The sequence below is a fragment of the Bradyrhizobium sp. BWC-3-1 genome (genome assembly GCF_032917965.1).
GTDB lineage: Bacteria > Pseudomonadota > Alphaproteobacteria > Rhizobiales > Xanthobacteraceae > Bradyrhizobium > Bradyrhizobium canariense_D.
Genome location: NZ_CP136625.1, coordinates 5363107 through 5388419 on the forward strand (window position 1 = coordinate 5363107; position 25313 = coordinate 5388419).

At 65.5% G+C, this 25313-nt stretch carries 22 protein-coding genes; 8 read left to right on the plus strand and 14 right to left on the minus strand.

Annotated features, from left to right (window positions below; translation table 11 throughout):
* Window positions 1-125: 125 nt before the first annotated feature.
* Together RX329_RS26225 and RX329_RS26230 are read right to left on the minus strand one after the other, a co-directional pair.
* On the minus strand, window positions 126-1424 hold the full coding sequence (locus tag RX329_RS26225; RefSeq protein ID WP_085352855.1) for an RsmB/NOP family class I SAM-dependent RNA methyltransferase: 1299 nt from the start codon (window positions 1422-1424) through the stop codon (window positions 126-128).
* 34 nt (window positions 1425-1458) lie between these two features.
* The gene (locus RX329_RS26230; protein ID WP_026233755.1) at window positions 1459-1881 is read right to left on the minus strand and encodes an MAPEG family protein; all 423 of its coding nucleotides are present in this window, start codon (window positions 1879-1881) and stop codon (window positions 1459-1461) included.
* Window positions 1882-2049: 168 nt separating this feature from the next.
* On the opposite strand from RX329_RS26230, the gene RX329_RS26235 reads away from it, so the two are divergent.
* Both RX329_RS26235 and RX329_RS26240 read left to right on the plus strand, forming a co-directional pair.
* On the plus strand, window positions 2050-2721 hold the full coding sequence (locus RX329_RS26235) for an acriflavin resistance protein (RefSeq protein ID WP_085352854.1): 672 nt from the start codon (window positions 2050-2052) through the stop codon (window positions 2719-2721).
* A gap of 70 nt (window positions 2722-2791) precedes the next feature.
* Window positions 2792-3634: a metallophosphoesterase family protein gene (locus RX329_RS26240; protein WP_085352853.1), complete on the plus strand. Its 843-nt coding sequence runs from the start codon at window positions 2792-2794 to the stop codon at window positions 3632-3634.
* 16 nt (window positions 3635-3650) lie between these two features.
* Here the strand turns inward: RX329_RS26240 and RX329_RS26245 are convergent, their stop codons facing one another.
* From RX329_RS26245 to guaB, 3 genes are all read right to left on the minus strand, one after another.
* Window positions 3651-3941, minus strand: a complete 291-nt coding sequence (locus RX329_RS26245) for a hypothetical protein (protein WP_026233756.1) — start codon at window positions 3939-3941, stop codon at window positions 3651-3653.
* A 150-nt stretch (window positions 3942-4091) separates the two neighbouring features.
* A complete protein-coding gene (locus tag RX329_RS26250) occupies window positions 4092-5114 on the minus strand; it encodes an NADP-dependent oxidoreductase (protein WP_085352852.1) in 1023 nt (340 codons plus the stop codon).
* A gap of 212 nt (window positions 5115-5326) precedes the next feature.
* The gene (guaB, locus tag RX329_RS26255) at window positions 5327-6817 is read right to left on the minus strand and encodes an IMP dehydrogenase (protein WP_007609139.1); all 1491 of its coding nucleotides are present in this window, start codon (window positions 6815-6817) and stop codon (window positions 5327-5329) included.
* Between the two features lie 378 nt (window positions 6818-7195).
* Between guaB and RX329_RS26260 the strand changes: the two genes are divergently transcribed.
* Complete coding sequence (locus tag RX329_RS26260; RefSeq protein ID WP_317244446.1) at window positions 7196-8686, plus strand: MFS transporter; 1491 nt, start codon at window positions 7196-7198, stop codon at window positions 8684-8686.
* Here RX329_RS26260 and RX329_RS26265 read toward each other — a convergent pair.
* Window positions 8683-9381, minus strand: a complete 699-nt coding sequence (locus tag RX329_RS26265) for an RlmE family RNA methyltransferase (RefSeq protein WP_018459201.1) — start codon at window positions 9379-9381, stop codon at window positions 8683-8685. The two genes, RX329_RS26260 and RX329_RS26265, sit on opposite strands and share 4 nt — an antisense overlap.
* A 1-nt stretch (window position 9382) precedes the next feature.
* Window positions 9383-10450 carry a Ppx/GppA phosphatase family protein gene (locus RX329_RS26270; protein WP_026233757.1) on the minus strand — a complete coding sequence of 356 codons (1068 nt, stop codon included), beginning with the start codon at window positions 10448-10450 and terminating at the stop codon, window positions 9383-9385.
* Window positions 10451-10660: 210 nt separating this feature from the next.
* Between RX329_RS26270 and RX329_RS26275 the strand changes: the two genes are divergently transcribed.
* Window positions 10661-13033 carry a xanthine dehydrogenase family protein molybdopterin-binding subunit gene (locus RX329_RS26275; RefSeq protein WP_085352826.1) on the plus strand — a complete coding sequence of 791 codons (2373 nt, stop codon included), beginning with the start codon at window positions 10661-10663 and terminating at the stop codon, window positions 13031-13033.
* Between the two features lie 167 nt (window positions 13034-13200).
* On the opposite strand, the gene RX329_RS26280 is transcribed toward RX329_RS26275, so the two are convergent.
* The gene (locus RX329_RS26280) at window positions 13201-14001 is read right to left on the minus strand and encodes a hypothetical protein (RefSeq protein ID WP_085352825.1); all 801 of its coding nucleotides are present in this window, start codon (window positions 13999-14001) and stop codon (window positions 13201-13203) included.
* Window positions 14002-14142: 141 nt separating this feature from the next.
* Here RX329_RS26280 and RX329_RS26285 point away from each other — a divergent pair, with 141 nt between their 5' ends.
* The 3 genes from RX329_RS26285 (at window position 14143) to RX329_RS26295 (ending at window position 17598) form a co-directional block, all read left to right on the plus strand.
* Window positions 14143-14640: a YaiI/YqxD family protein gene (locus tag RX329_RS26285; RefSeq protein WP_018459205.1), complete on the plus strand. Its 498-nt coding sequence runs from the start codon at window positions 14143-14145 to the stop codon at window positions 14638-14640.
* An 8-nt stretch (window positions 14641-14648) separates the two neighbouring features.
* Window positions 14649-16454: an ABC-F family ATP-binding cassette domain-containing protein gene (locus RX329_RS26290; RefSeq protein WP_317244447.1), complete on the plus strand. Its 1806-nt coding sequence runs from the start codon at window positions 14649-14651 to the stop codon at window positions 16452-16454.
* 64 nt (window positions 16455-16518) lie between these two features.
* Window positions 16519-17598 carry an alanine racemase gene (locus tag RX329_RS26295; protein WP_085353048.1) on the plus strand — a complete coding sequence of 360 codons (1080 nt, stop codon included), beginning with the start codon at window positions 16519-16521 and terminating at the stop codon, window positions 17596-17598.
* Here RX329_RS26295 and RX329_RS26300 read toward each other — a convergent pair whose 3' ends face one another.
* Window positions 17599-18501 carry a LysR family transcriptional regulator gene (locus RX329_RS26300; protein ID WP_085352823.1) on the minus strand — a complete coding sequence of 301 codons (903 nt, stop codon included), beginning with the start codon at window positions 18499-18501 and terminating at the stop codon, window positions 17599-17601. It abuts the gene before it with no gap.
* A gap of 91 nt (window positions 18502-18592) precedes the next feature.
* Here RX329_RS26300 and RX329_RS26305 point away from each other — a divergent pair, with 91 nt between their 5' ends.
* The gene (locus RX329_RS26305) at window positions 18593-19810 is read left to right on the plus strand and encodes an MFS transporter (protein WP_018459209.1); all 1218 of its coding nucleotides are present in this window, start codon (window positions 18593-18595) and stop codon (window positions 19808-19810) included.
* A 9-nt stretch (window positions 19811-19819) separates the two neighbouring features.
* On the opposite strand, the gene RX329_RS26310 is transcribed toward RX329_RS26305, so the two are convergent.
* The 5 genes from RX329_RS26310 to mmsB all read right to left on the minus strand — a co-directional run bounded on the left by RX329_RS26310 (window position 19820) and on the right by mmsB (window position 25285).
* Window positions 19820-21004, minus strand: a complete 1185-nt coding sequence (locus RX329_RS26310; RefSeq protein ID WP_018459210.1) for a TIGR03862 family flavoprotein — start codon at window positions 21002-21004, stop codon at window positions 19820-19822.
* 38 nt (window positions 21005-21042) lie between these two features.
* Window positions 21043-21960 (minus strand): SDR family NAD(P)-dependent oxidoreductase, encoded by a 918-nt coding sequence (locus RX329_RS26315; protein ID WP_018459211.1) that lies wholly within the window; start codon window positions 21958-21960, stop codon window positions 21043-21045.
* Between the two features lie 236 nt (window positions 21961-22196).
* Window positions 22197-22676: a MaoC family dehydratase gene (locus tag RX329_RS26320; RefSeq protein WP_018459212.1), complete on the minus strand. Its 480-nt coding sequence runs from the start codon at window positions 22674-22676 to the stop codon at window positions 22197-22199.
* A complete protein-coding gene (locus tag RX329_RS26325) occupies window positions 22677-24395 on the minus strand; it encodes an AMP-binding protein (protein WP_018459213.1) in 1719 nt (572 codons plus the stop codon).
* Window positions 24395-25285 (minus strand): 3-hydroxyisobutyrate dehydrogenase, encoded by an 891-nt coding sequence (gene mmsB / locus RX329_RS26330; RefSeq protein WP_085352821.1) that lies wholly within the window; start codon window positions 25283-25285, stop codon window positions 24395-24397. The genes RX329_RS26325 and mmsB overlap by 1 nt, the downstream gene beginning before the upstream one ends.
* Window positions 25286-25313 lie beyond the last annotated feature (28 nt).

Genomic DNA, 25313 nt, shown 5'->3' on the forward strand with positions numbered 1-25313 from the left:
CACCGTTCTGACCACGGACGTACCGGCAGAACGTCGAGTTAGAAAACCCCGCGACCGGGTTCCGGTTCGCGGGGTTTTTGTTTGGTGAGACAGGCGTCGCGTCATCCGCGATGTCGTGGGGTGGGCTATGCCTTCTTCAAGACCGAGACGAAGAACCCGTCCGTTCCCGTCCGCCGCGGTGTCATCAGCCAGCCTTCCGGCGATTGCAGCGCGGCTTGCGCAAACTCCTCGGCCTTGTCCCAGAGCACGCTCGCGGTCTGCTCGGGCGGCACCACAGCGAACTCGGGATGGCGGGCGGTGAACGCCCTCACCTGGTCGCCGTTCTCCTCTGAGAGCACCGAGCAGGTGATGTAGGCAATGCGGCCGCCGGCCTTGAGCAGCGGAACCGCGCGATCGAGCACCGCGGTCTGGTCCCGCAGGCGGATCTCCAGCGCGCCCGGACGCATGCGCCATTTGGCATCGGGATTGCGGCGCCAGGTTCCGGTTCCCGTGCAGGGCGCGTCGATCACGACGAGGTCGGCGGTCGCGCTGATCTCCGCCAGCGGATCGGCCTCCCCCTTGGGCGTGCGCACATCGGCATTGTGGACGCCGGCGCGCGACAGGCGTTCGTGAATGGGCGCAAGTTGCCGCTTGTCGCTGTCGGTCGCGATCAGCCGGCCCTTGCCCTGCATCATCGCGGCGAGCGCCAGCGTCTTGCCGCCGGCCCCCGCACAGAGATCGATCACCTGCTCGCCGGGTTTTGCCGCGGTCAACGCAGCCGCAAGCTGTGACCCCTCATCCTGCACTTCAATGGCACCCTTGATGAAATCCTCTTCGGCCTGGATGCCGGGGTTGCGCGCATCGGCCGAAAGCTCGATGCGCAGGCCGGTTGCGGACCAACGCGTCGGTTTCGCATGAAGGTGAGCAAGCGCCCCCAGCGTCTTGTCGCGATTGGATTTTAACGTGTTGACGCGCAGGTCGAGCGGCGCCCGGCTCGCCATCGCGGCCGCCTCCGCGACGCGTTCGTCGCCGAACGCTTTTGCCAAATACGGATCCAGCCATTCCGGATAGTCACCGGCGATCGCGGCCGGGGCACCTTCAAGCGACCGCGAGGCGAGCGCGGCCTGCTCGGCCTCGGTCAACGGCGCGGGGGCAAAGCGGCTGCCGTCGAACAGCGCGGCCATGGTCGCCGCGTCCATGTTGCGCTCGAGGCGGAGCATGCCGATCAGCCGAGCACGCGCGGTGTCCGAATCCATCAGGTAGGCGCTCGAGGCATAGCGGCGCAGCACGTCCCAGACGAGGCCGGCAATGGCGGCGCGGTCGCCGGATCCGGCGAAGCGGTGCGCGGTGCCCCACTCCTTCAGCGCCTTGGCCGCGGGCACGCGGTCCTTCTCGATGGTGTCGATCAGTTCGATGGCTGCGGACAGCCGGGCAGCGGGAGTCATTTGAATCTTTCAGATCAAATCCGACGGCTAACCGTCAGATCAACAAGAGCATCTTCAGTGCGAAGTAGATCCACATCGCGAGCAGCACGAGCACGCCGGCGAGCCAGATCGTGGAGCGGCGCCCGAGATTGTTGGAGGAGACGAAGATTCCGGCATGGACGAAGCGCGTCACCACGAACACCCAGGACATCAGCACGATGAAGAGATCGGCATGGCGCAACGGGAGCGCCAGCGCGATCAGGGCGTAGAACAGCACCGGCAATTCGAACTGGTTGCGGTAGCAATTGGCGATTTGTGTGGCGCCCTTGGGCCAGTTGGGCTCGCCGAGCGCAATGTCACGGCTCTTGGTCTCGCCGGAGACGAGCGCGCGCCGGCGTCCCAGCGCCATGGCGATCAGGAGCGCGAAGGTGAGACCGACCTGCACGAAGACCGGCAGCAAAACCATTTGAATGGACATCGAAATTTCTCGGGATTTTCCCATCCGGCGGAAGGCACAGCTAGCGTCCATTAGCGGTCACCGCTGGTCCTGACAATCAACGAGTTGAACCGGCGTTCCCGATGAGGCGACCAACTGTCGACAGTTAAAGCGATTTTGGCCCCTCGGGGCGCAAGGCGAGATACCGCCATGAACACCCTCTTCAGCCAGATCGGCAGCCTGACCGGCACTTTGACCGAGTCAGCCGACGGGCAGTTCGGCATCCTGATGTCGGCGCTGGCAGGCATCGCGACCGCGCTTGCGGTGGCGCTGGCGATGACGGTCTACTTCCGAATGAGCTATCGGACCTGGCGCGATGTCCTCAGGCATGGCCTCGCTGCGCTCGCCCTCCTCGCTCTGTTTGCGTTTGCCGCCTACGACATGCGCCATGCCGCGCTGGCCTATCTCGGCCTCAATCCCTCGAAACCCGCGGTCGAGTTCGAGATCCGCATGCCCAAGGAGACCTTGGCGGCGGTGTCCGACACCCAGATCGAGCTGCATACCGAGCGCAACCAGACGCTGGCACTGGTCGAGGGCGTGCGGGAGCTCGGTGATGGCCGCTCCGTGCTGCGTGGCGCGGTACCGCTCAACCACCGCACTGCGGACCGCGTGCTGGTCGTGAACCTGCCCGGCAAGGGCACCTTCGAATTCCGCCTCCGCCTGCCGGCCGAGCCGCATCGCTCCGAACAGTCCGGCGCTCAGTTCGGCCCTCAGTTCGGCCCTCAGTTCGGCCCTTGGCACCTCGCCGACCGCATCGCCTCGCCGCTGGCAAGCCCGGTCGCGCCGCAGGACGCCTACACAATCCGCTATCGCGTGCTTTAAACTTTGTTCGATCGCTGACCGCGGACGCGCCGTCATCGTTCCGACGTCGGGCGTGGCCTATGATCGATCCATGTCCGAATTTCGCCTGACACAGATCTCCGACGCCCATCTTGGCCGGCGCTTCCCTGGCCTGATCGCCAACTTCCAGGCGCTCAGCGAGCATATCGACACCGATAGGCCCGATCTCGTTGTCAACACCGGCGACGTCTCGTTCGACGGGCCGACCAGCCGCGACGATGTCGAATTCGCCAAGGGCCTGCACGATGCCCTGCCCGTCGCCTGCCGCTACATCCCCGGCAATCACGACATTGGCGACAATCCGACCGCGATCGGCCCTGCGCCGAAGCCGCCGGTCGCGGAAGCGCATCGTCAGCAATTCCGCGAGATCATCGGCGAGGACCATTGGTCGTTCGAGGCCGCGGGCTGGTGCTTCCTCGGCCTCAACTCGCTGGTGATGAACTCAGGGCTCGCCTTCGAGGCCGAGCAGTTCGATTGGCTTGCTTCGGAAGTTTCGCGCACGAACGGCAAGCCGGTCGCGCTGTTCGTACACAAGCCGGTATTTCTCAACGGGCCCGACGACCCCGAGACGCCGGAGACGTCGATCCGCTATGTGCCGCAGCCGGCCCGCGCGCGGCTGATCGAGATGTTTGCACATGTCGACCTGCGCCTCATCGCCAGCGGTCACGTGCACCAGCGGCGCGACTTTACCTGGCGCCACACCCGCCACGTCTGGGCGCCGTCGGCCGGCTTCAAGATCAACGATGCGCGCCAGGACCGGATCGCGATCAAGGAGGTCGGGCTCGTGGAGTACCGCTTCCAGCCCGACGGCTTCGAGGTTCGCCACGTCAGGGCCGCGGGCCAGGTCGATATCGATATCGAGGAGCTGCTCGCCCAGATGGGCGGTGCGCATTAGCGCCGCCAGTCGCGGCTCAAGCGACGCTTTTGAGATCCTGCTGGATCGCGGCAAGCAAGGACTGCAGCGCGTCGCTGTTCACCGGTTTGGCCCCGGTATTGGCGGGCAGAACATTGGCAGGCCGCGCGGCATTGACCGGGCGCTTGGGGAATGGCGGCGTGGGTGTGGGCATCGCGGATTGCGCGAACACGTCCTCGGTATGGACGAACTTGCCATGGATGACGTCGTCGCGACGGCCCATGACAAACATGGTCGCCCAATAACCGGCAGCCAGCAGGATTACGCAGAAAACAACAAGCTCTAACATCATCGCACCTGAAATATGCGCAATGATTCAATGCCTTCGCGAGCCCGTCAATGAACCGACGGTCACACCTGCGGCTTTTACGGGCGGGTGTGGCCGATCAGTCACTCTTTGTTAACCATACCCGGCCCCCGAGGGGGCGAGAGCGGCCGATCAAGCTTTGTCCGGCCCGACCCGCACCAGCTGCTTGCCGAAATTGGCCCCCTTGAGAAGCCCCATGAAGGCTTCGGGCGCGCTCTCCAGGCCCTCGGTGACGAACTCCTTGTACTTGACCTTGCCCTCGCGGACCCAGCCGGACATGTCGCGCAGGAAGTCGCCATGGCGGGAGGCGAAGTCGGAGACGATGAAGCCGCGGAAGGTCAGCCGCTTGGTCAGGGTCGCGCGCATCATGCTGGCGGCCCATTTCGGCGGCTTCGCTTCAGTGTCATTGTAGTGGGCGATGAGGCCGCAGACGGGTACGCGCGCAAACGCATTGAGCAGCGGGAACACCGCCTCGAACACGGCGCCGCCGACATTCTCGAAATAGACGTCGATGCCCTTCGGGCAGGCGTCCTTCAGCTTCGCGGCCAGATCGGGATCGCGGTGATCGATGCAGGCATCGAAGCCGAGCTCCTTCACGACGTAATCGCATTTGTCCTTGCCGCCGGCGATTCCAACCGCGCGTGCGCCCTTGATCTTCGCGATCTGTCCCACGGCTGAGCCGACCGCGCCGGAGGCGCCGGCGACGACGACGGTCTCGCCTTGCTGCGGCTTGCCGATATCGAGCAGGCCCGTGTAGGCGGTCATGCCGGGCATGCCCAGCACGCCGACGGCCGTCGAGATCGGCGCGAGCTTCGGGTCGATCTTGTTCAGCCCCTTGCCGTCGGAGATCGCGTGCGTCTGCCAGCCCGCGCGCGAGAGCACGATGTCACCCTTGGCAAAGTTTGGATTGTTGGAGGCTGCGACCTCGCAGACCGTACCGGCTTCCATCACACCACCGACGGGCACCGGCGTCGCGTAGGACGGACCGTCGCTCATGCGCCCGCGCATATAGGGATCGAGCGAGAGCCAGATCGTGCGCAGCAGGACTTCGCCTGCGGCAGGCGTAGGAACCGCGAATTCCTCGATGCGGAAATCGGACGGCTTTGGCTCCCCGACGGGACGCGCGGCGAGAACGATGCGTTTGCCTTGGGACATGATGGCTTCCTCCTGATTATGCTTCGGCGCGAACGGAAGCGGAGGGAGCGGAGCACGTCAACACAAAAGCACACTCTCGCTGTCATCGCCCGCGGGCGATCCAGTAATCCGAGAGGGTCGTGGTAGAGCCGAAAGGCCGCGGCGTACTGGATGCCCCGCCTTCGCGGGGCATGACACCGTCATTTGGGCAATTCCAACGCGCAGCCGCGAGCCTAACCCCCGCCCGGATAGTTCGGCGCCTCGCGCGTGATGGTGACGTCGTGGACGTGGCTTTCGCGCAGGCCCGCGCCGGTGATGCGGACGAACTGGGCCTTGTCGTGCAGGTCCTTCATGTCCTTTGCACCGACATAGCCCATCGCGGCGCGCAGGCCGCCGGCGAGCTGGTGCATGACGTTGCCGACCGGGCCCTTGTAGGGCACCTGGCCCTCGATGCCTTCGGGCACGAGCTTGAGCGTGTCCTTGATGTCCTGCTGGAAGTAGCGGTCGGCCGAGCCGCGCGCCATCGCGCCGACCGAGCCCATGCCGCGATAGGCCTTGTAGGAGCGGCCCTGCCACAAGAACACTTCACCGGGCGTCTCGTCGGTGCCGGCGAGCAGCGAGCCGACCATCGCGATGTCGGCACCGGCAGCGAGCGCTTTGGCAAGGTCTCCGGAAAACTTGATGCCGCCGTCGGCAATGACGGGGATGTCCGACTTCTTCGCCGCCTCGACCGCATCCATGATCGCGGTGAGCTGGGGAACGCCGACGCCGGCGACGATGCGAGTGGTGCAGATCGAGCCCGGGCCGATGCCGACCTTGATGCAGTCCGCGCCCGCATCGATCAGCGCCTGCGCACCCTCCGAGGTCGCGACGTTGCCGGCAACGACCTGCACGGAATTGGACAGGCGCTTGATGCGGTTGACCGCATGGAGCACGTGACGGGAATGGCCGTGCGCGGTGTCGACCACGACGAGATCGACGCCGGCATCGATCAGCCGCTCGGTGCGCTCGAAGCCGCTATCGCCGACCGTGGTGGCGGCGGCGACGCGGAGGCGGCCCTGCGCGTCCTTGCAGGCCAGCGGATGGGCGACCGCCTTCTCCATGTCCTTCACGGTGACCAGGCCGACGCAGCGATACTGCTCGTCGACCACAAGCAGCTTCTCGATGCGATGCTGATGCAGCATCCGCCGCGCCTCGTCCTGGCTGACATTCTCGCGCACCGTGACGAGACCTTCATGGGTCATCAGCTCGGAGATTTTTTGCTGGCGGTCGGTGGCGAAGCGGACGTCGCGGTTGGTGAGAATGCCGACCAGCTTGCCCGGCGTGGACTTGCCCGCACCGGTGACGACGGGAATGCCGGAGATGCCGTGATCGCTCATCAGCTTGAGCGCGTCGTCCAGCGTGGCGTCCGGGCTGATCGTGAGCGGGTTCACCACCATGCCCGACTCGTAGCGCTTGACCTGCCGCACCTGGGCAGCCTGCCCTTCGGGATCGAAATTGCGATGGATGACGCCGATGCCGCCGGCCTGCGCCATGGCGATCGCCATGCGGGCTTCGGTGACCGTGTCCATGGCGGAGGCCATGATCGGGATGTTGAGCGGAATGGCGCGGGTGACGCGGGAGCGGATGTCGACCTCGCCCGGCATGACGTCCGACAGGCCCGGCTTCAGCAGCACGTCGTCGAACGTGAGGGCTTCGCGAATGCCTTGTTGCACCGTGGCCATGTGCCAACTCCTTCCGCGGCCCTGCCGCAAATAGCTATGGATGAGCGCCGCCCTCGGCGTACCTTGCGGCAACGCCGGAGAATCGGAGCCCATCGGTGGGGTTGACGCGGGTCGATAGCACGGGCGGGCGACGAATCAAAGCAATTCGGACCGCCGGCCAGCCATGCACAGGCTTTTTTGGGCAAGTTCGGCGGCGGATAGCCTTCGCGGCGGCACGTACTGGCGAACGGCAGATCATCGATCTCCGGCGCAGGGCGCACCCACTTGGGGTCACGCGGGATTTAGGTGCTATGCGTCGATCCGCAATGGTCGCGGCCCAGTGGCGGTGATAAGCCGCAATTCTCGCCCTTCGTTCCCGATGTCCATTACCAATCCGTCATGGTCGACAAGCAACGCATCATTCCGCTGATCGTAGCCACTGCTCTCTTCATGGAGAACATGGACTCGACGGTGATCGCCACGTCGCTGCCCGCGATTGCGGCCGACATCGGCACCAGCCCACTGACGCTCAAGCTCGCGATCACTTCCTATCTGCTGTCGCTTGCGGTCTTCATCCCGGCGAGCGGCTGGACCGCCGACCGGTTCGGCGCGCGCCTGGTGTTTGCGATTGCCGTCGGCGTATTCATGGTCGGCTCGGTCGGCTGCGCGCTCTCGACATCGGTCACCGATTTCGTGTTCGCGCGCATCCTCCAAGGCATGGGCGGGGCAATGATGACGCCGGTCGGGCGCCTCGTGCTGCTGCGGTCGGTCGACAAGAGCGCGCTGGTCAACGCGATGGCGTGGGTGACGGTCCCTGCCCTGATCGGCCCCGTGATCGGGCCGCCGCTCGGCGGCTTCATCACCACCTACGCGTCATGGCACTGGATCTTCCTGATCAACATCCCGATCGGGCTGCTCGGCATCTTCATGGCCTTGCGCTTCATCGATCCCATCAAAAGCGAGGAACGAGAGCCGTTCGACCTCTACGGCATGGTGCTCGCGGGCCTCGGGCTCGCCGGCATCGCCTTCGGGCTGTCGGTCGCCGGACTCAATCTGCTGCCATGGAGCACGGTTGCTGCCCTGGTCGTCGGCGGATCGATCTCGATGTCGCTGTATGTCCTTCACGCGCGGCGAACGGGGTCGCCGGTGCTGGACTTTACGCTGCTGAGGCTGCCGACACTGCGCGCGGCCGTTCTCGGCGGCTTCATGTTTCGGCTCGGCATCGGCGCGCTACCGTTCCTGCTGCCACTGCTGATGCAGATCGGATTCGGCCTCTCGCCGTTCAAGTCCGGCCTCGTCACGTTTGGCTCCTCGCTCGGCGCCATGGGCATGAAGGCGCTGGCCGCGCGCATCATCTGCGCCTTCGGCTTCCGCAACCTGATGACGGTTAACGCGATCATCAGTGCGGTTTTCCTGGCCGCCTGTGCCCTCTTCACCGTGACGACGCCCCTGCTGATCATCATGATCATCCTGGTGGTCGGCGGCTTCTTCCGTTCGCTCGAGTTCACCGCGATCAACACGGTGGCCTATGCCGAGGTCGAGCAGGCGCAGATGAGCCGCGCCACCACGCTCGTCAGCGTCAACCAGCAGCTCGCGGTCTCGGCCGGCGTCGCGGTCGGCGCCGCCTCCGTGGAGACGACAATGTGGTTCAGCCACGTCAGCGAGCTCGACGCCACCGTGTTTGCGCCGGCCTTTCTCGTGATCGCCCTGACTTCGGCGGCGTCGAGCTGGTTCTTCTGGCAGATGCCCGCGGATGCCGGCCACGAAGTTTCCGGCCGCAAAGCGGTGGAGATCGCGAGCCGCAAAGGTGCCGGCAAGGGCGCGGCCAAGGCGGCCGTCAAGGCGGCGACCGAGGATACGCAGGATGTGCGGGATCAGCGGCTGGGCTAGTGCTCCACCTCGTCGTTGCGAGCCCCCCGAAATCCCGTCGCGAGAACGTAGCGCTCCGAGGAATCCGCACGGCTTGCGGCCGGCTTGACGTGACGCACCGTGGCGAAATCGCGCTTGAGCTGGGCGAGCAGTTCGGCGTCGGCGCCACTCTGGAACGCCTTCGCCAGGAAGGTCCCGCCCGGCCTCAGCACATCGCAGGCGAACGCGGCAGCGGTCTCGATCAGGCCGACGATGCGAAGCTGGTCGGTCTTGCGATGACCGGTGGTGTTGGCAGCCATGTCGGACATGACAATGTCGGCGCCGCCGTCGAGCATGGCCTTGAGCTTGTCCGGCGCGTCATTGTCCATGAAGTCGAGCTGCGCGAACTCGACGCCGGCAATCTCGGGGATTTCGAGCAGGTCGATCGCGATGACCTTGCCCTTGCCGTCGACCGAGCCGACGCGCTTGGCGGCAATCTGGCTCCAGCCGCCCGGCGCGGCGCCGAGATCGACCACAGCCATGCCGTGCTTCAGCAGCCGGTATTTGTCATCGATCTCGAGCAGCTTGAACGCGGCGCGCGAGCGATAGCCCAGCGCCTTCGCCTTCACCACATAGGGATCGTTGAGCTGCCGCTCCAGCCAGAGCTTCGACGACAATTTGCGCTTGCCGTGGGTCTTGACCTGGACGTGCAAACGGCCGGTGGTGTCCTTGACCATCTCACCAGCTCCTGAGCGCGCCGTCTTCGCGCATCATCTCGACCAGCATGCCTTCGCGCAAGCCCCGGTCGGCGACGCGCAGGCGTGGCAGCGGAAAGGCGCGGCGGATCGCGTCGAGGATGGCGCAGCCGGCCAGGACGAGATCGGCGCGCTCAACGCTAATGCAGCTGTTCGCGGCGCGCTCCTCGTAGCTCATGCCAAGCAGCTTGTTAATGGTCGCGGTGACGTCGGTATCGTTCATCCAGACGCTGTCGATGCGGCGGCGGTCGTAGCGCGCGAGGTTGAGATGGATGCCGGCGAGCGTCGTCACAGTGCCTGACGTGCCGAGCAGATGCATATCAGTGAGATCGCCGCCATGCTGTTCGGCGAACGGCGCGATGTGATGGGCGACCTCGCGCTCCATCGCGGCGTAGATCTCGGGCGTCACGTCGCGGCCCCCGAACTGCTCGGCAAGCGTGACCACACCGAACGGGATCGACATCCAGGCTTTGATGCGCGGCTCCGGATTTGCGGCGTCGCGCTCGATCCGTACCAGCTCAGTCGAGCCGCCGCCGATGTCGAACAGGATTGCGCCGCGCCCCCTGGGATCGACCAGCGGCGAGCAGCCGAGCACGGCAAGCGCCGCCTCGGTCTCGCGGTCGATTACCTCGAGCTCGATCCCGGTCTCGGCAGCGACGCGGCTGCGAAAGCCTTCGGCATTCGAGGCGGCGCGGCACGCTTCGGTGGCGATCAGCCGCAGCCGCCGCGCTTTGCGCAGGTTGATCTTGTCGCGGCAGATGCCAAGCGCCACGATGGCGCGTTCGATCGCGGCCTCGCTGATGCACCCGGTTGCCGAGACGCCCTCGCCGAGCCGGATGATGCGCGAGAAGGAATCGACCACGCGAAAGCCGTCGTGGGTCGGACAGGCGATCAGGAGCCTGCAATTGTTGGTGCCGAGGTCGAGCGCCGCGTAGACGCCGGTTCCCGGCGCTTGCGCGCCGACGGCCGGTTCAGTGGCGAACGCCGCCGCCATCGACCCCAGCTCACCGTGCGGCGCAAGGCCGTCGCGGAGCCGCGTGTGGTCATTCATACAAACTGTCTTTCCGCGGCCGGTTAGGCCGATCTGGAATTGCTTTTTCGCCTGAAACATTAGCAGCGCACCAATCCTGCGCAACAACGCATCACATGGGACCATGCCCATTCGTGCGTTGTCGTGAGCGGGCCGGTGGGTTATTTTTGAGGGGTCCGGACCCCAGGCGCCCCCCAAACCGCGCATTTGCCGGCTTTTCAGGTCAATTTCATGCAAGAACACACCAAATCCTCCACGCTCGAAAACGCTATTGCACTGCAAAAATATGGCGTCGGGCAGCCGGTCCGCCGCAAGGAGGACGATACCCTGGTGCGCGGCAAGGGCCGCTACACCGACGATTTCAACCTGCCCGGCCAGGCCCATGCCGTGATCGTTCGCTCGACCCATGCCCATGGCGTCATTCGCGGCATCAACATCGATGCAGCCAGAGCAATGCCGGGCGTGCTCGGGGTGTGGACCGGCAAAGACCTCGATGCGGCCGGCTACGGCCCCTTCACCTGCGGCCTGCCGCTGAAGAGCCGTGACGGCTCGCCCCTGCTCCAGACCAACCGCCAGCCGCTCGCAACCGACAAGGTCCGCTTCGTCGGCGATCCCGTCGCCTTCGTGGTGGCGGAGACGCTGGCCCAGGCGCGCGACGCGGCCGAGGCGGTCGAACTCGACATCGAGCCGCTGCCGGCGGTGACCGATCCCGAGGAAGCCGCAAAACCCGGCGCGCCGCAGCTCTACGACCACATCCCGAACAATGTCGCGCTCGACTACCACTATGGCGACACCGACAAGGTCAACGCGGCCTTCGCCAGTGCTGCTCACGTGACCAAGGTCGACATCGAGAACACCCGCGTCGCCGTGGTCTCGATGGAGCCACGCGTTGGCCTTGCCTCCTATGACAAGAAGACCGAGCGCTACACTCTTCAGGTGCCCACGCAGGGGGTGGCAGGCAACCGTGCCAATCTCGCCAAGAACCTGAAAGTGCCGAACGAAAATGTGCGCATTCTCACCGCCAATGTCGGCGGCTCCTTCGGCATGAAGAACATCAATTACCCCGAATACATGTGCATCCTGTACGCGGCAAAGACGCTGGGACGGCCGGTGAAATGGCTGGACGAACGCTCGACCAGCTTCTTGTCCGACAGCCACGGCCGTGCGCAGAAAATTCACGCCGAACTCGCGCTGGATGCCGAGGGGCATTTCCTCGCCGCCAAGCTCTCGGGCTACGGCAATCTCGGTGCCTACATCACCGGCGTTGCGCCCAGCCCGCTCTCGCTCAACACCAGCAAGAACTTTTCCAGCGTCTATCGCACGCCGCTGATGGCCGTCGACATCAAGACGGTGCTGACCAACACCACGTTGATGGGCGCCTATCGCGGCGCCGGCCGGCCCGAGGCCAACTACTACATGGAGCGGCTAATCGACCGCGCCGCGGACGAGATGGGCATCAACCGGCTGACCCTGCGGAAGCGCAACTTCATCAAGCAGAACCAGATGCCGTTCGCCGCGTCCTCCGGCGTCACCTATGACAGCGGCGACTTCCAGGCCGTCTTCAACAAGGCCCTCGAAATCTCCGACCACGAGAATTTTGCCAAGCGCAAGAAGGAGAGCAAGAAGTCCGGCAAGCTGCGTGGCATCGCCGTCGGCTCCTATCTGGAGGTGACCGCACCTCCCGGCGTCGAGCTCGGCAAGATCGTGTTCGATCCCGATGGCTCGGTGCAGCTCATCACCGGGACGCTCGATTACGGTCAGGGCCACGCATCCGCATTCGCGCAGGTCCTCTGCCAGCAGCTCGGCGTTCCCTTCGACAGCGTCAAGCTGGTGCAGGGCGACAGCGACATCGTCCACACCGGCAACGGCACCGGTGGCTCGCGCTCGATCACCGCGACCGGCATGGCGATCGTGGGCGCCGCCAAGCTCGTGATCGAAAAGGGCAAGCGCGCCGCCGCGCACATGCTGGAGGCATCCGAAGCCGACATCGAATTCGAAGGCGGCAGTTTTACGATCGCCGGCACCGACCGCAGCATCGACATCATGGAGCTCGCCAAGCGCCTGCACGACGGCAAGATGCCGGAGGGCGTGCCCGACAGCCTCGACGTCGATCACACCAGCGAACCGGTGCCGTCAGCCTTCCCGAACGGCTGCCATGTCGCCGAGGTCGAGATCGACCCTGAGACCGGCGTCGTGCAGATCGTGCGCTACAGCGCGGTCAACGATTTCGGCACGGTGATCAACCCGCTGCTGGTCGCAGGCCAGCTCCATGGCGGCGTCGTCCAGGGCATTGGCCAAGCTCTCATGGAGCACGTCCGCTACGACGAGAGCGGCCAGCCGATCACGGGCTCGCTGATGGACTACGCTCTGCCGCGCGCCGAGGACGTTCCGAACATGACGGTCGGCGACCACCCGGTGCCGGCCACGGCCAATCCGCTCGGCAGCAAAGGCTGCGGCGAAGCCGGCTGCGCCGGCAGCCTGTCGACGGTCGTGAACGCGGTGATCGACGCGCTCTCCGACTACGGCATCAAGCACATCGACATGCCGCTGACGCCGGAACGCGTGTGGCGCGCGATCCAGGATGCGAAGGGGAAAGCGGCGTAGGGCTGCCCTTCTGCCTCCACAAGCAGACTGTCATCGCCCGGCTCGACCGGGCGATCCAGTACTCCGAGACGGAAGCGATTGACCGATAGGCTGCGGCGTACTGGATTCCCCGCCTTCGCGGGGAATGACAGCGAGGGTGAGGACGCGCTGCGCCCCTTACATGCCGCCTAAGCCGCCGCCTGCTCGCGCGGCTGGTAGATCGCGATGTGCTGGCAGTGCGCCAGCGGCGTCGTGCCGTTGGCGACCACCAGCGCGTCGAGCTCGACGAAGCGGTGGCCCTTCTTCTCGTAGTTCGCGGTGACTTTTGCCCGCGCGGTGATCTCGTCGCCGGCGCGCGCGGCTGACAGCAATTGCATGCGGCTGCCGACATGGATCCAGGGGCCGAGGATCGTGTTGTCCACCAGCACGCGGTTCATGACGCGCTGAATCAGGCCGGGATGGCCGAGCCCCCCGCCCGCGAAGATCGGATCGGTTTCACGGATGTCGGCGAGATAGTCGGCGGCATCCTGCCCGGCCCAGCGGCGCGGTGTCGTGCCCAGCCATTTGCCGGTCTCGAATGTTGCCGGGCTGACCGGTTTGCGCTCGGCAATCGCGGGGACCTCGACATAGTCGCTCAACGATACCGCAGTCGCAATCGCCGGCAGCGACGCCGTGCCGGTGGCACACAGCTCGGTGCGGCTGAACACCTCGATGGTGAGCAGGCCGTTGTGCTCGGTCGCATCGACGTCGGCGGTCTCGCCGTCATAGACCGGCTTGATGAAACGCGCCTCGATCAGCCCGCGCGACAGGAAATCGCGGCCCCAGCGCGCCACCGGCACATGCATCATGTAGGCGAAGACGTCGACGCCGGGGACCAGCCCACCGGAAAACCCGAAACGGCGCGCCACTGCATCGTCATGCATCTTGTTTTCGGATTGCTTGGCCGTGTTGTAGGCCTGGACGCGATAGGTTTCGAGCCGGTTCGGCATGGCTTGGCTTTCCCCAATTTCTTGTTGTTTCGGCCCGATCGTAGGCCCTGAGGAACCGGGGTCAATCCCCTCGCCTTTGCGGCCCGAATGGGGTACCACGCGGCTGCTGCGGAACCGCTTCGCAAGCCCCATCTACGGACCATGACGAACCCTCAAAACACCACCCGTATCTATGTCGACGCCGACGCCTGTCCGGTGAAGGACGAGATCTATCGCGTCGCCGGCAGGCACGGCCTGCCCGTGAGCGTGGTCGCGGGCAATTTCATCCGCGTGCCCCAGGATCCACTCATCGAGCGGATCGCCGCTGGTGCCAGCATGGACGCAGCCGATGACTGGATCGCGGAACGCGCCGGGCCCGGCGACATCGTCATTACCTCGGATATTCCGCTCGCAAGCCGCTGCGTGAAGGCCGGCGCCGATGTGATCGCGTCCAACGGCAAGGCGTTCACCGAGGAATCGATCGGGATGACGCTCGCGGTCCGCAACCTGATGACCGATTTGCGCTCGGCCGGCGAAGTCACCGGCGGTCCGAAATCGTATTCACCGCGCGACCGCTCGACGTTTCTGTCGACGCTCGACCAGACCATCCGCCGCATTCAGCGCCGCCGCGCCGACCAGGCCGCAACAAGACAGGACTGAGACACCGCATGGCGCCACCGCTGATTCAACTGCGCGATATCAAGCTGACCTTTGGCGGCACGCCGCTCCTGGCGGGCGTCGAACTGTCGGTTTCGACCGGCGAGCACGTCTGCCTGATCGGCCGCAACGGTTCCGGCAAATCGACGCTGCTCAAGATCGCCGCCGGCCTGGTCGAACCGGATGCCGGCAGCCGTTTCGTGCAGCCCGGCGCCACCATTCGCTACCTGCCGCAGGAGCCGGATTTTTCCGGTTTCTCCACCACGCTCGCTTATGTCGAGGCCGGCCTCAATGCTGGCGACGACCACTATCAGGCGCGCTATCTGGTCGAGCAGCTCGGTCTCAGCGGCGAAGAAGATCCGGCGCATGTCTCCGGCGGCGAAGCGCGCCGCGCCGCGCTGGCACGCGTGCTGGCGCCCTCGCCCGACATCCTGCTGCTGGATGAGCCGACCAACCATCTGGATCTTCCGACCATCGAATGGCTGGAGAGTGAACTGGAGAGCCGCCGCTGCGCGCTGGTGATCATCAGCCACGATCGGCGCTTCCTCGGCAATCTCTCGCGCAGCACCGCCTGGCTCGACCGCGGCCAGATCCGGCAGATCGACCGCGGCTTCAGTGCCTTCGAGGCTTGGCGCGACGAGGTGCTCGCGGAGGAAGAGCGCGACCAGCACAAGCTCGACCGCAAGATCGTCAACGAGGAGCACTGGCTGCGTTACGGCGTCTCGGGCCGCCGCAAGCGCAACGTCAAGCGACTCGGCAATCTCCACGCGCTGCGCGACCAGCGCCGCACCCATCGCGGCGCGACGGGCAACGCCAACCTCGCGGCTGCCGAGGCCGACAAGTCCGGCAAGCTCGTCATCGAGGCCAAGAATATCAGCCGGTCCTATGGCGAGCGAAAGATCGTCGACGGCTTCTCGATCCGCGTCCAGCGCGGCGATCGCATCGGCATCGTCGGCCCGAACGGCGCCGGCAAGACCACGCTGATCGAGATGCTGACCGGCGGCAGCGCACCGGACAGCGGCAGCATACGGCTCGGCGCCAACATCGAGATGGCGACGCTCGACCAGCATCGTGAAAGTCTCGATCCGAAGACGACGCTGGCCGAGGCGCTGACCGGCGGCCGCGGCGACCATGTCATGGTTGGCGGCAAGCCGAAGCATGTCGTCAGTTACATGAAGGACTTCCTGTTCGCCCAGGAACAGATGCGCACGCCGCTGGAGGTGCTGTCGGGCGGTGAGCGCGGCCGGCTGATGCTGGCACGCGCGCTGGCAAAACCCTCCAACCTCCTGGTGCTGGACGAGCCGACCAACGACCTCGACCTGGAGACCCTCGACGTCCTCGAGGAGATGCTCAGCGACTACGAGGGCACCGTGATTCTGATCAGCCACGATCGCGATTTTCTCGACCGCGTGGTGACGTCAGTGATCGTGCCCGAGGGCAACGGACGCTGGCTCGAATATGCCGGCGGCTATACCGACATGCTGGCCCAGCGCGGCGCCGACGTGAAGCGCGCGACCGCGAAGGCCGTCGAAGAGACGAGAGAGCAGCGATCAGCCGTGCCGTCCGGCGTCGCGAGACGACGCTTGACCTTCAACGAGCAACACGCGCTGGAGACGCTGCCCAAGACCATCGCCAAGCTGCAGGCCGAGATCGCCAAGCAGCAGCGCTTCCTTGACGACCCCGATCTCTTTCGCAAGGATCGCAAGCGCTTCGACCAGGCCTCCGACGCTCTGACGACGGCGCAAAAGGAACTGGCCGAGGCCGAGGACAAATGGCTGGAGCTCGAAGTGCGGCGCGAAGAGATTGAACAGGCCTAGCGTGCATTCCGCAAAAGTGGGCACCGCTTTTGCAAACGGGATGCGCGCCAACTCAGAGACTTCCATGACAACGACCCTTGCCGCCAAGATCGCCCGCGAATACGGCACGCCCTGCGCCGTTATCGACATGGACAAGGTAGAGCGCAACATCGCGCGGATTCAGAAGGCTTGCGACGACGCCGGGATCGCCAACCGTCCCCACGTCAAGACGCACAAGAACCCCACCATCGCGAAGATGCAGATCGCGGCCGGTGCCAAGGGCATCACGTGCCAGAAGCTCGGTGAAGCCGAGATCATGGTCAATGCCGGCATCGACGATATCCTGATCAGCTACAACCTGCTCGGCGAAGAGAAGATGGCGCGGTTAGGGGCGCTGCAGGCGAAGGCCAACATGACGGTCGCCGCTGACAATTCGACCGTCGTCGCCGGCCTGCCCAAGGCCGCCGCAGCCTCAGGTCGACCGCTATCGGTCGTGGTCGAATGCGATACCGGCCGCCAGCGCGCCGGCGTCGAGACGCCCGCCGAGGCGATTGCACTGGCGCAGGAGATTGCCGCATCCAAGGGCCTGCAATTCGCCGGCTTCATGCTGTATCCGACCGAGACTGGTTGGGCGGACGCCCAAAAATTCTATGACGAAGCTCTGGCCGGCGTGCGCGCACACGGGCTGGATGCAAAAATCGTCTCGACCGGCGGGACGCCGAACCTGAAGAACCTCGGCAAGCTCAAGGGCGGCACCGAGCATCGCTTCGGCACCTACATCTATAACGACCGCATGCAGGTCGCGGCCGGCGTCGCCACCTGGGACGACTGCGCGCTGCACATCTATTCGACCGTGGTCAGCCGCGCCGCGCCTGAGCGCGGGATTCTGGACGCCGGCTCAAAGACTCTGACGACGGACACCGGCGGCCTCGACGGCCACGGCCTCATCCTGGAGCACCCCGAAGCGAAGATCGCACGCTTCGCCGAGGAGCACGGCTTCCTCGACCTCTCCCGCAGCAACACCCGGCCTAACGTCGGCGACGTCGTGCGGGTCGTGCCAAATCATGTCTGCGTCGTCGTCAACATGATGGACGAAGTGGTGATGGTGCGCGGCGAGGAGATCATCGGCACGCTGCCGGTGGCGGCACGGGGGAAGCTGCGATAGCTAGCCCCCGATCAGTGCCTCGAGTTCCCGGACCAATCCATCGCGAAAGAGTTTGATCGGCCGCTCCAGCCGACCGGCGGGGGCGCGATGCACCACCCATGCGCGCACGGCGGGTTTGAAGTCGCGCGCAGCGACCGGCTTGAGCCTGTCGCGAAATGCGCTGCGCTTGAGGGCGATCGGGGTGACCAGCCCGACGCCGAGGCCGCGCGACACCAGCGACAGGCGGAGCTCACTGTCCAGCGCCTCGACGGCGATGTTGAACGGAAGATGCGAGGCATCGAATTTTCGCTTCAGCGTATCGCGAAATCCACAGCCGTCCTGGTTGATCACCCACGACAGTTGGGACAGCCGTTCCAGGTCGACGGTGCGCGGGATCTTCATCTCGCGTGCGACGACGAAGACGACGGGCTGCGCGCCGAGATCGTCGGCCGCCAGATCGGCGGGCGGCACTGCACCGTCGGGGAGACAAATCGCGGCTGCATCGAGCTCGTTGCGGCAGACACGCTCGAGCTGGTTCGGCGACCAACCGGAGACCACCCGCACCGCCAGCGCGGGAAATTCGGCGCGCACCGCATCGAGTGGTGCGGTCAGGCCTGCCTCCGAGAGAAACGGCGTCAGACCGAGCCTGAACTCGCCGCGGACCATTCCGTCGTTGGCAACGCCGGACTTGAGGTCCTCCAGCATCCTGAGCAGACGCCTGCCCTGCTCGTAGGCTTCATGGCCCGCTGCCGTCGGCTTCAGGGGCTTCGAGAGCCGATCCAGTAGCTGCGCCCCCAGCATCTCCTCGAGATTCTGAATACGCCGGGTCACGCCGGGCTGGGTGAGGTTGAGACGCGCCGATGCCGCGACGATCGATCCGGTCTCGACCACGGCGACGAAAGCGACAAGGTCATGGGTATTCATAACAAACCCGCATATTCTTTATAGGCTTATTTGAATTGTAGCATATTGCTCGCTCCGCTTAAAGGGTCTCGCGCTACAGCTGCGAGGTCCCATGACTGTCTCCGAAACCATCAGGCCTGCGTCCCGAAACCAGCTCGCCGAGCGGCCGCTGATCTGGCTCGGCGCGATCACCGCCGGTGTCATCGTCACCAATCTGTTCGCGCCACAGATCCTGCTCGGCTTGATCGGCCGGTCAATGTCCATGCCGGCGTGGCAGGCGGGGCTGATCAGCACGCTGACCTTGCTCGGCTACGCACTCGGCCTGCTGCTGCTCGTGCCTCTTGTCGATCTGGTCGAGAACAGGCTTGTCATCCTCCGCACACTCGGCTGCGCGATCCTCGCCGCTCTCGCGACGGCGCTCGCGCCGACGCCTGCGCTTCTGCTGCTCGCCACCTTCATCCTTGGCGCCTGTTGCGCGGCGATCCAGATGATGGTTCCGCTGGTCGCATCTATGGTGGCGCCGGATCGCCGCGGTCAGGCCATCGGCGAGGTGATGGGCGGATTGATGATCGGCATCCTCTTGTCACGACCTGCGGCGAGCCTGATCGCCGATCTCTGGAGCTGGCGCGCCTACTATGTCGTTTCGGCCGCTCTGATGGCCCTGCTTGCCGGCGCACTCGCCCGTTACCTTCCAACCCTTCGACCGTCGGCACGCGCGAGTTACGCCGACTTACTGCTGTCCTTTCCAAGACTGCTGCGCGAAGAGCCGGTGCTGCGCGTGCGGGCCTGGACCGCCTCGCTTGTCATGGCCTCCTTCACGGCGTTCTGGTCGGCGGTCGCGCTGCGGCTGCCGGATGCGCCGTTCGACCTCGACGCCAAGGGAATTGCGGCTTTCGCGCTGATCGGTGTGGCGGGCGCCGCGGCGACACCGATCGCGGGACGCTGGGGCGACAAGGGCCGGGCGCGGCCGATGTTCTTTGCCGCCCATCTGCTCATCATCGGCTCGCTTGCGCTCTGTGCCTGGGCGAGCGTGCTTGAATCCCAGATCACCGGTCTGCTGGTACTCAGCCTCGGCACGATCCTGCTCGACGTCGGCATCACCACCGATCAGACGCTGGGCCGCCGCGCCATCAACCTGTTGCGCCCCGAGGCCCGCGGTCGCATGAACGGCCTGTTCGTCGCGCTGTTCTTCGTTGGCGGTGGCATCGGCGCGGCGGCGGCATCGCTGGCCTGGAGTTTTGGCGGCTGGACGATGGTCTGCGCGGTGGCGGCAAGCTTCGGCGTGCTCGGCCTCCTCACGGATCTCGCAACCCGGACCGGGACGTCATGATGCGGATGGTCAGGACGACAGTTGGACGAGCCGTCGCAACACACCCCTGCCCGCCGCAGCTCCCGTCGCGAACGAGGCCTGGAGCAAATAGCCACCGGTCGGCGCCTCCCAGTCCAGCATCTCACCGGCCGCGAACACGCCCGGCAGTTTGCGGATCATGAAGTCCGAGTCGAGTTCATCGAAGGAAATCCCGCCGGCGCTGGAGATCGCGCGCGCGATCGGCGCGACGCGTGTGAGCTTGACCGGCACGGCGTTGATGAGCTCCGCCAATCGCTCGGCCGATATTGCCGACAACGACTGGCCAGCACCGATGGTGGCCTCCTGCAGCAGCCCGACCGCGACCGGCGACAGCTGCGCAGCCTTGCGCAGGAAGTTGGAGAAGGATTGCTTGCCGCGCGAGGCGGACAGGCGCTTGACGAGTTCGCCATGATCGACATCCGGCCGCAACGCGACGTGCAGGACCGCTGCGCCGTTCGCTGCGATCGCCTCGCGCAGCTCGGCCGACAACGCATAGATCGTCCCGCCCTCGATCCCGCCGCTTGTGATCATGGCCTCGCCGCGGGCGCGGTGTGGGCCGAAGGAGAGCGTGATGCCCTTGAGCGGCTGGCCCTCGAAGCGCGTGCGGAAGATTTCGGACCATGCGACGGTGAAGCCGGAGTTCGCCGGCCGCAGCGGCGAGATCGCAACGCCTTTGTCGGCCAGGATCGTCGTCCAGCCGCCATCGGAGCCCAGTCGCGGCCAGCTGGCGCCGCCGAGTGCCAGCACTATCGCGTCCGCGGCGATGCCGTCTCCGCCGCCGGGTGGGTCAAAGACCAGTCGTCCGTCCCCGTCCCAGCCCATCCAGCGCTGGCGAAACGCAAAGTGCACGCCGGCGGCATCGAGGCGTCGCAGCCAGGCCCGCAGCAAGGGCGAGGCCTTGAAGGCCTTCGGAAACACACGCCCGCTGGAGCCGACAAAAGTCGGCTCGCCCAGCGCCTCGCTCCAGGCGCGCAGCGCGTCAGGCGGAAACGCTTCGATCGCAGCCTGCAACCTCTGCGCCGCCTCGCGGTAGCGCGTGATGAACTGAGGCAGCGGTTCGCTGTGGGTGAGATTGAGCCCGCCGCGGCCGGCCATCAGGAATTTGCGGCCAGCGGACGGCATCGAATCGTAGACGGTGACGCGAGCACCACCCTGCACGAGCACTTCGGCCGCCATCAGACCGGCAGGGCCGGCGCCGATGACGGCGACCGCTGTCAGAGTTTTACCCCGGCGCGCGCAGCGGCTTGCGCCACGTATTTCTGCGTCTGCTCGAAAGCTCCCTGCAGCGCCTTCGCTTTTGACATGTCGCTGATCTCGGCGAAATGCGCCGCGACCGCATCCGGGGTCCACTCGGACTCCGGCAGGTTGATGCCTTCGCTCTCGACGATCTTGATCACCGCGAACGAGCCGGCGCCGGCGCCCATGATGGTGCGGGTCGGCGCGTCCTCGCTCAGCATGTACTCGACCGCGGGCGTGATCGCGTTCGGCTTCATCAACTGCAGCGCCTGCGGCGGCAGCAGCTCTTCCGTCATGCGGGTCGCTGCCGTCGGCGAGATGATGTTGACGCGGATGTCGCTCTTGCGGCCTTCTTCCGCCAGCACGTTCATCAGGCCGACCATGCCGGACTTGGCCGCTCCGTAATTGGCCTGGCCGAAATTGCCGTAGAGGCCGGAGGACGACGTCGTCAGGACGATGCGGCCATAGTTGCGATCGCGCATGCCGGCCCAGGCCGCCTTGCAGCAATAGAAGGTGCCGACGAGGTGCACGTCGAGCACCTTCTGGAAATCGGCCGCTTCCATCTTGCCGAACGACTTGTCGCGCAAAATGCCGGCATTGGCACACAAGAGGTCCACGCTGCCCCACTCCTTGGTGGCGCGCTCGACCATCGCGGTGACCTGCTCGAAATTCGAGACGTCGGCGCCGTCGGCCATGGCGGTGCCGCCCGCTTTGCGGATCTCCTCGACAACGGTCTCCGCCGGCGACAGCGAGCCGCCGCTGCCGTCGCGCGCGCCGCCGAAATCGTTGACCACGACTTTCGCGCCGCGGCTTGCCAATCCCAGCGCATGCGCGCGCCCCAAACCATTGCCCGCGCCGGTGACGATGGCGACGCGTCCGTCGAACCTGATTGCCATTGTGCTTCCTTGTGCTGTCTTCCCTTCTCCCCTTGTGGGAGAAGGTGGCGCGAAGCGCCGGATGAGGGATCTGTCTCGGCAGATGAGCGTGTGGAGAGATACCCCTCACCCGGCTTCATCTCGCTCCGCTCGATTTCGCCACCCTCTCTCGCGAGGGAGAGGGTTCGAGCGCACCGATTTGGACAACTTTTGAGCAGCGATGGGCTGCCGGGTCAAGCCCGGCAGCGACGGCCCACTCAGGCGAAATAGATCAACCCGAGCCAGTCCGCGACCAGCGCGGGCTTGTCCTCGCCTTCGATTTCCACGGTGACGTTGGTGCGCGACTGCAATTCATTCGGCTTGCGCAGCTTGGCTTCCGCCAGCACGAAACGGCCCCGAACGCGCTTGCCCGAGCGCACCGGCGAGATGAAACGCAGCTTGTCAAAACCGTAATTGACCCCCATCGTGGTGCCCGCGATGACGGGCATCACCTCGTAGGACATAATCGACAGCAGCGACATCGTCAGGAAGCCGTGCGCGATGGTGGTGCCGAACGCCGTCTCGTTCTTCGCACGCTCCGGGTCGACGTGAATGAACTGGTGATCCTCGATCACGTCGGCATAGGTGTCGATGCGGGGCTGATCGACCAGGTGCCACGACGACACGCCGATCTCCTTGCCAACCATGGCCTGATAGGCGTCCAAGGAAATCGGCGGCTTCTTCCAGACTTCGTTCACTTAGGTCTCACTCCGTGTTTTCGGCAGCTCCGGAAAGTCCTCTTCGCGGAATTCCCGGCCGCGCAGGGCATCATTGCGGTCGTCGTCACGCTCCAGCCGTCTCAGCTGAACGCGGCGGATCTTTCCCGAGATCGTCTTCGGCAGCTCCGTGACGATCTCGAGGCGCCGGATGCGCTTGAACGGTGCAAGGCGCGTGTGCAGATGCCTGAAGATGGAGAGCGCCGTCTCCGGCGAACGCTCCGCACCGGATGTCAGCAGCACATAGGCCTTGGGGATCGCGAGCCGGATCGGGTCCGGGCTCGGCACCACGGCAGCTTCCGCGACGAGCTCGTGCTCGAGCAACACGCTCTCGAGTTCGAACGGGCTGATGCGATAGTCGGAGGATTTGAATACGTCGTCGGAGCGGCCGACGAAAGTGAGATAGCCATCGTCATCCTCGAACACGACGTCACCGCTGCGATAAAGCTCGCCTTCGGCGCCGGACAGCCCACCGTCGTCGCCCTGATAGCCCTGCATCAGGCCGGCGGGGCGGTTTTCGCCGAGCACTAGAGCCACCTCGCCCTCTTTGGCCGGATGACCATCGGCGTCGCTGACCTGCACGCGATAGCCCGGCAGCGGCCGGCCCATCGAGCCGACCTTGATCTTTTGCCCCGGCGAGTTGCCGGCCAGCGCCGTGGTTTCGGTCTGGCCGTACCCGTCGCGGATGGTGAGGCCCCAGGCGGCCTGCACCTGCTCGATCACTTCAGGATTGAGGGGCTCGCCGGCGCCGCAGACCTCGCGCAAGGCCACCTTGAACGACGCAAGATTCTCCTGGATGAACAGCCGCCACACCGTCGGCGGCGCGCACAGCGTGGTGACGCCGCAGCGGCCAATGGTGGCAAGCAGCCCCTTGGCGTCGAAGCGCGGCTGGTTGACCACAAAGACGGTCGCGCCCGCATTCCACGGCGCAAAGAAACAGCTCCAGGCGTGCTTGGCCCAACCGGGCGAGGAGATGTTGAGATGGACGTCGCCGGGCTTCAACCCGATCCAATACATGGTCGAGAGATGGCCGACGGGATAACTGCGCTGGCTGTGCCGCACCAGCTTCGGCTTTGCCGTGGTGCCCGAGGTGAAATAGAGCAGCATCGGGTCGTCAGCGTTGGTCGGGCCGTCGGCTGCAAAGCTCTCCGACGCCCTTGCGGCGTCATCATAGGAAAGCCAGCCATCGGAGGCCTCGCCCACGACGATGCGGACGATATTATCGGCGCCAAGACTTGCGAACTTCGCAACCTGGTCCTGCGCGGCCACCACCGCCTTTGCCTTGCCGCGATCGAGCCGGTCGCGCAGCTCGTCGGCGGTGAGCAGCGTCGTCGCGGGAATCACGACGACGCCGAGCTTGATCGCGGCCAGCATCGTCTCCCACAGCGGAACGACATTGCCGAGCAGCAGCAGGAGATGATCGCCGCGCTTCAAGCCTTGCGCGCGGAGGAAGTTGGCGACCTGGTTGGAGCGGCGCGACAACGCCCCGAACGAGAGCTTGGTCTGCCGATCCTGCGCGGCATCGACGATCCAGAGCGCAGGACGATCCTTGCTGTCCGCATTCGCCGCTAGCTCGGCATCGAACCAGTCGAGCGCCCAGTTGAAGGGAATCGGATCCGGCCAGCGGAAGCCCTTGACCGCTGTCTCATAGTCCGTGCGGTTGTGAAGCAGAAACGCGCGCGCTTCCTGAAATGTCGTCATTAGGCTTTCCCGGCCAGCCCCCTAACGTGCTCGATAATTCCGGAAAAATCCACCCCGCCCTGGCCGGCTGCGTCAAAGGCCTGATAGATTTCCTGCGCATGCTTGCCGAGCGGCGTCGCCGCGCCGGCGGCCTTGGCGGCGTCCTGCGCCAGTGTCAGATCCTTCACCATCAGTGCCGAGGCAAAGCCCGGCTTGTAGTCGTTGTTGGCGGGCGAGGTCGGCACCGGCCCGGGCACCGGACAATAGGTCGTCAGCGACCAGCACTGGCCCGACGAGGTCGAGGCAACGTCGAACAGCGCCTGGTGCGAGAGCCCGAGCTTCTCGGCCAGCGCGAACGCCTCACTCACGGCGATCATGGAAATGCCGAGGATCATGTTGTTGCAGATTTTTGCCGCCTGGCCCGCGCCGGCACCGCCGCAATGCACGATCTTCTTGCCCATGTTCTCCAGCACGGGCTTTGCCGCTGCAAACGCGTTGTCCTCGCCGCCGCACATGAAGGTGAGCGTCGCACCCTTGGCTCCGCCGGTGCCGCCGGACACCGGCGCGTCGACCGAAAGCACGCCGTGCTTGGCCGCGAGCGCATGCGCCTGCCGCGCGCTCTCGACGTCTATGGTGGAGGAGTCGATGATCAACGCGCCCTTGGTCATCGCGGGAACGACCTCGCCCCACACGCCGAGCACATGCTTGCCGGCCGGCAGCATGGTGACGACCACATCGGCACCTTTCACGGCGCCCGCAGCGCTCTCTGCGATGCCGGCACCGTCGGCCTTGGCCTGGTTGCGGGAGGCCTCGGCGAGGTCGAAAGCGACGACCTTGTGGCCGGCCTTGACCAGATTGGCGGCCATGGGGCCGCCCATGTTGCCGAGACCGATGAATGCGATCGTGGCCATCTTGGTTTCCTCCGCTTGAAAGACGTTG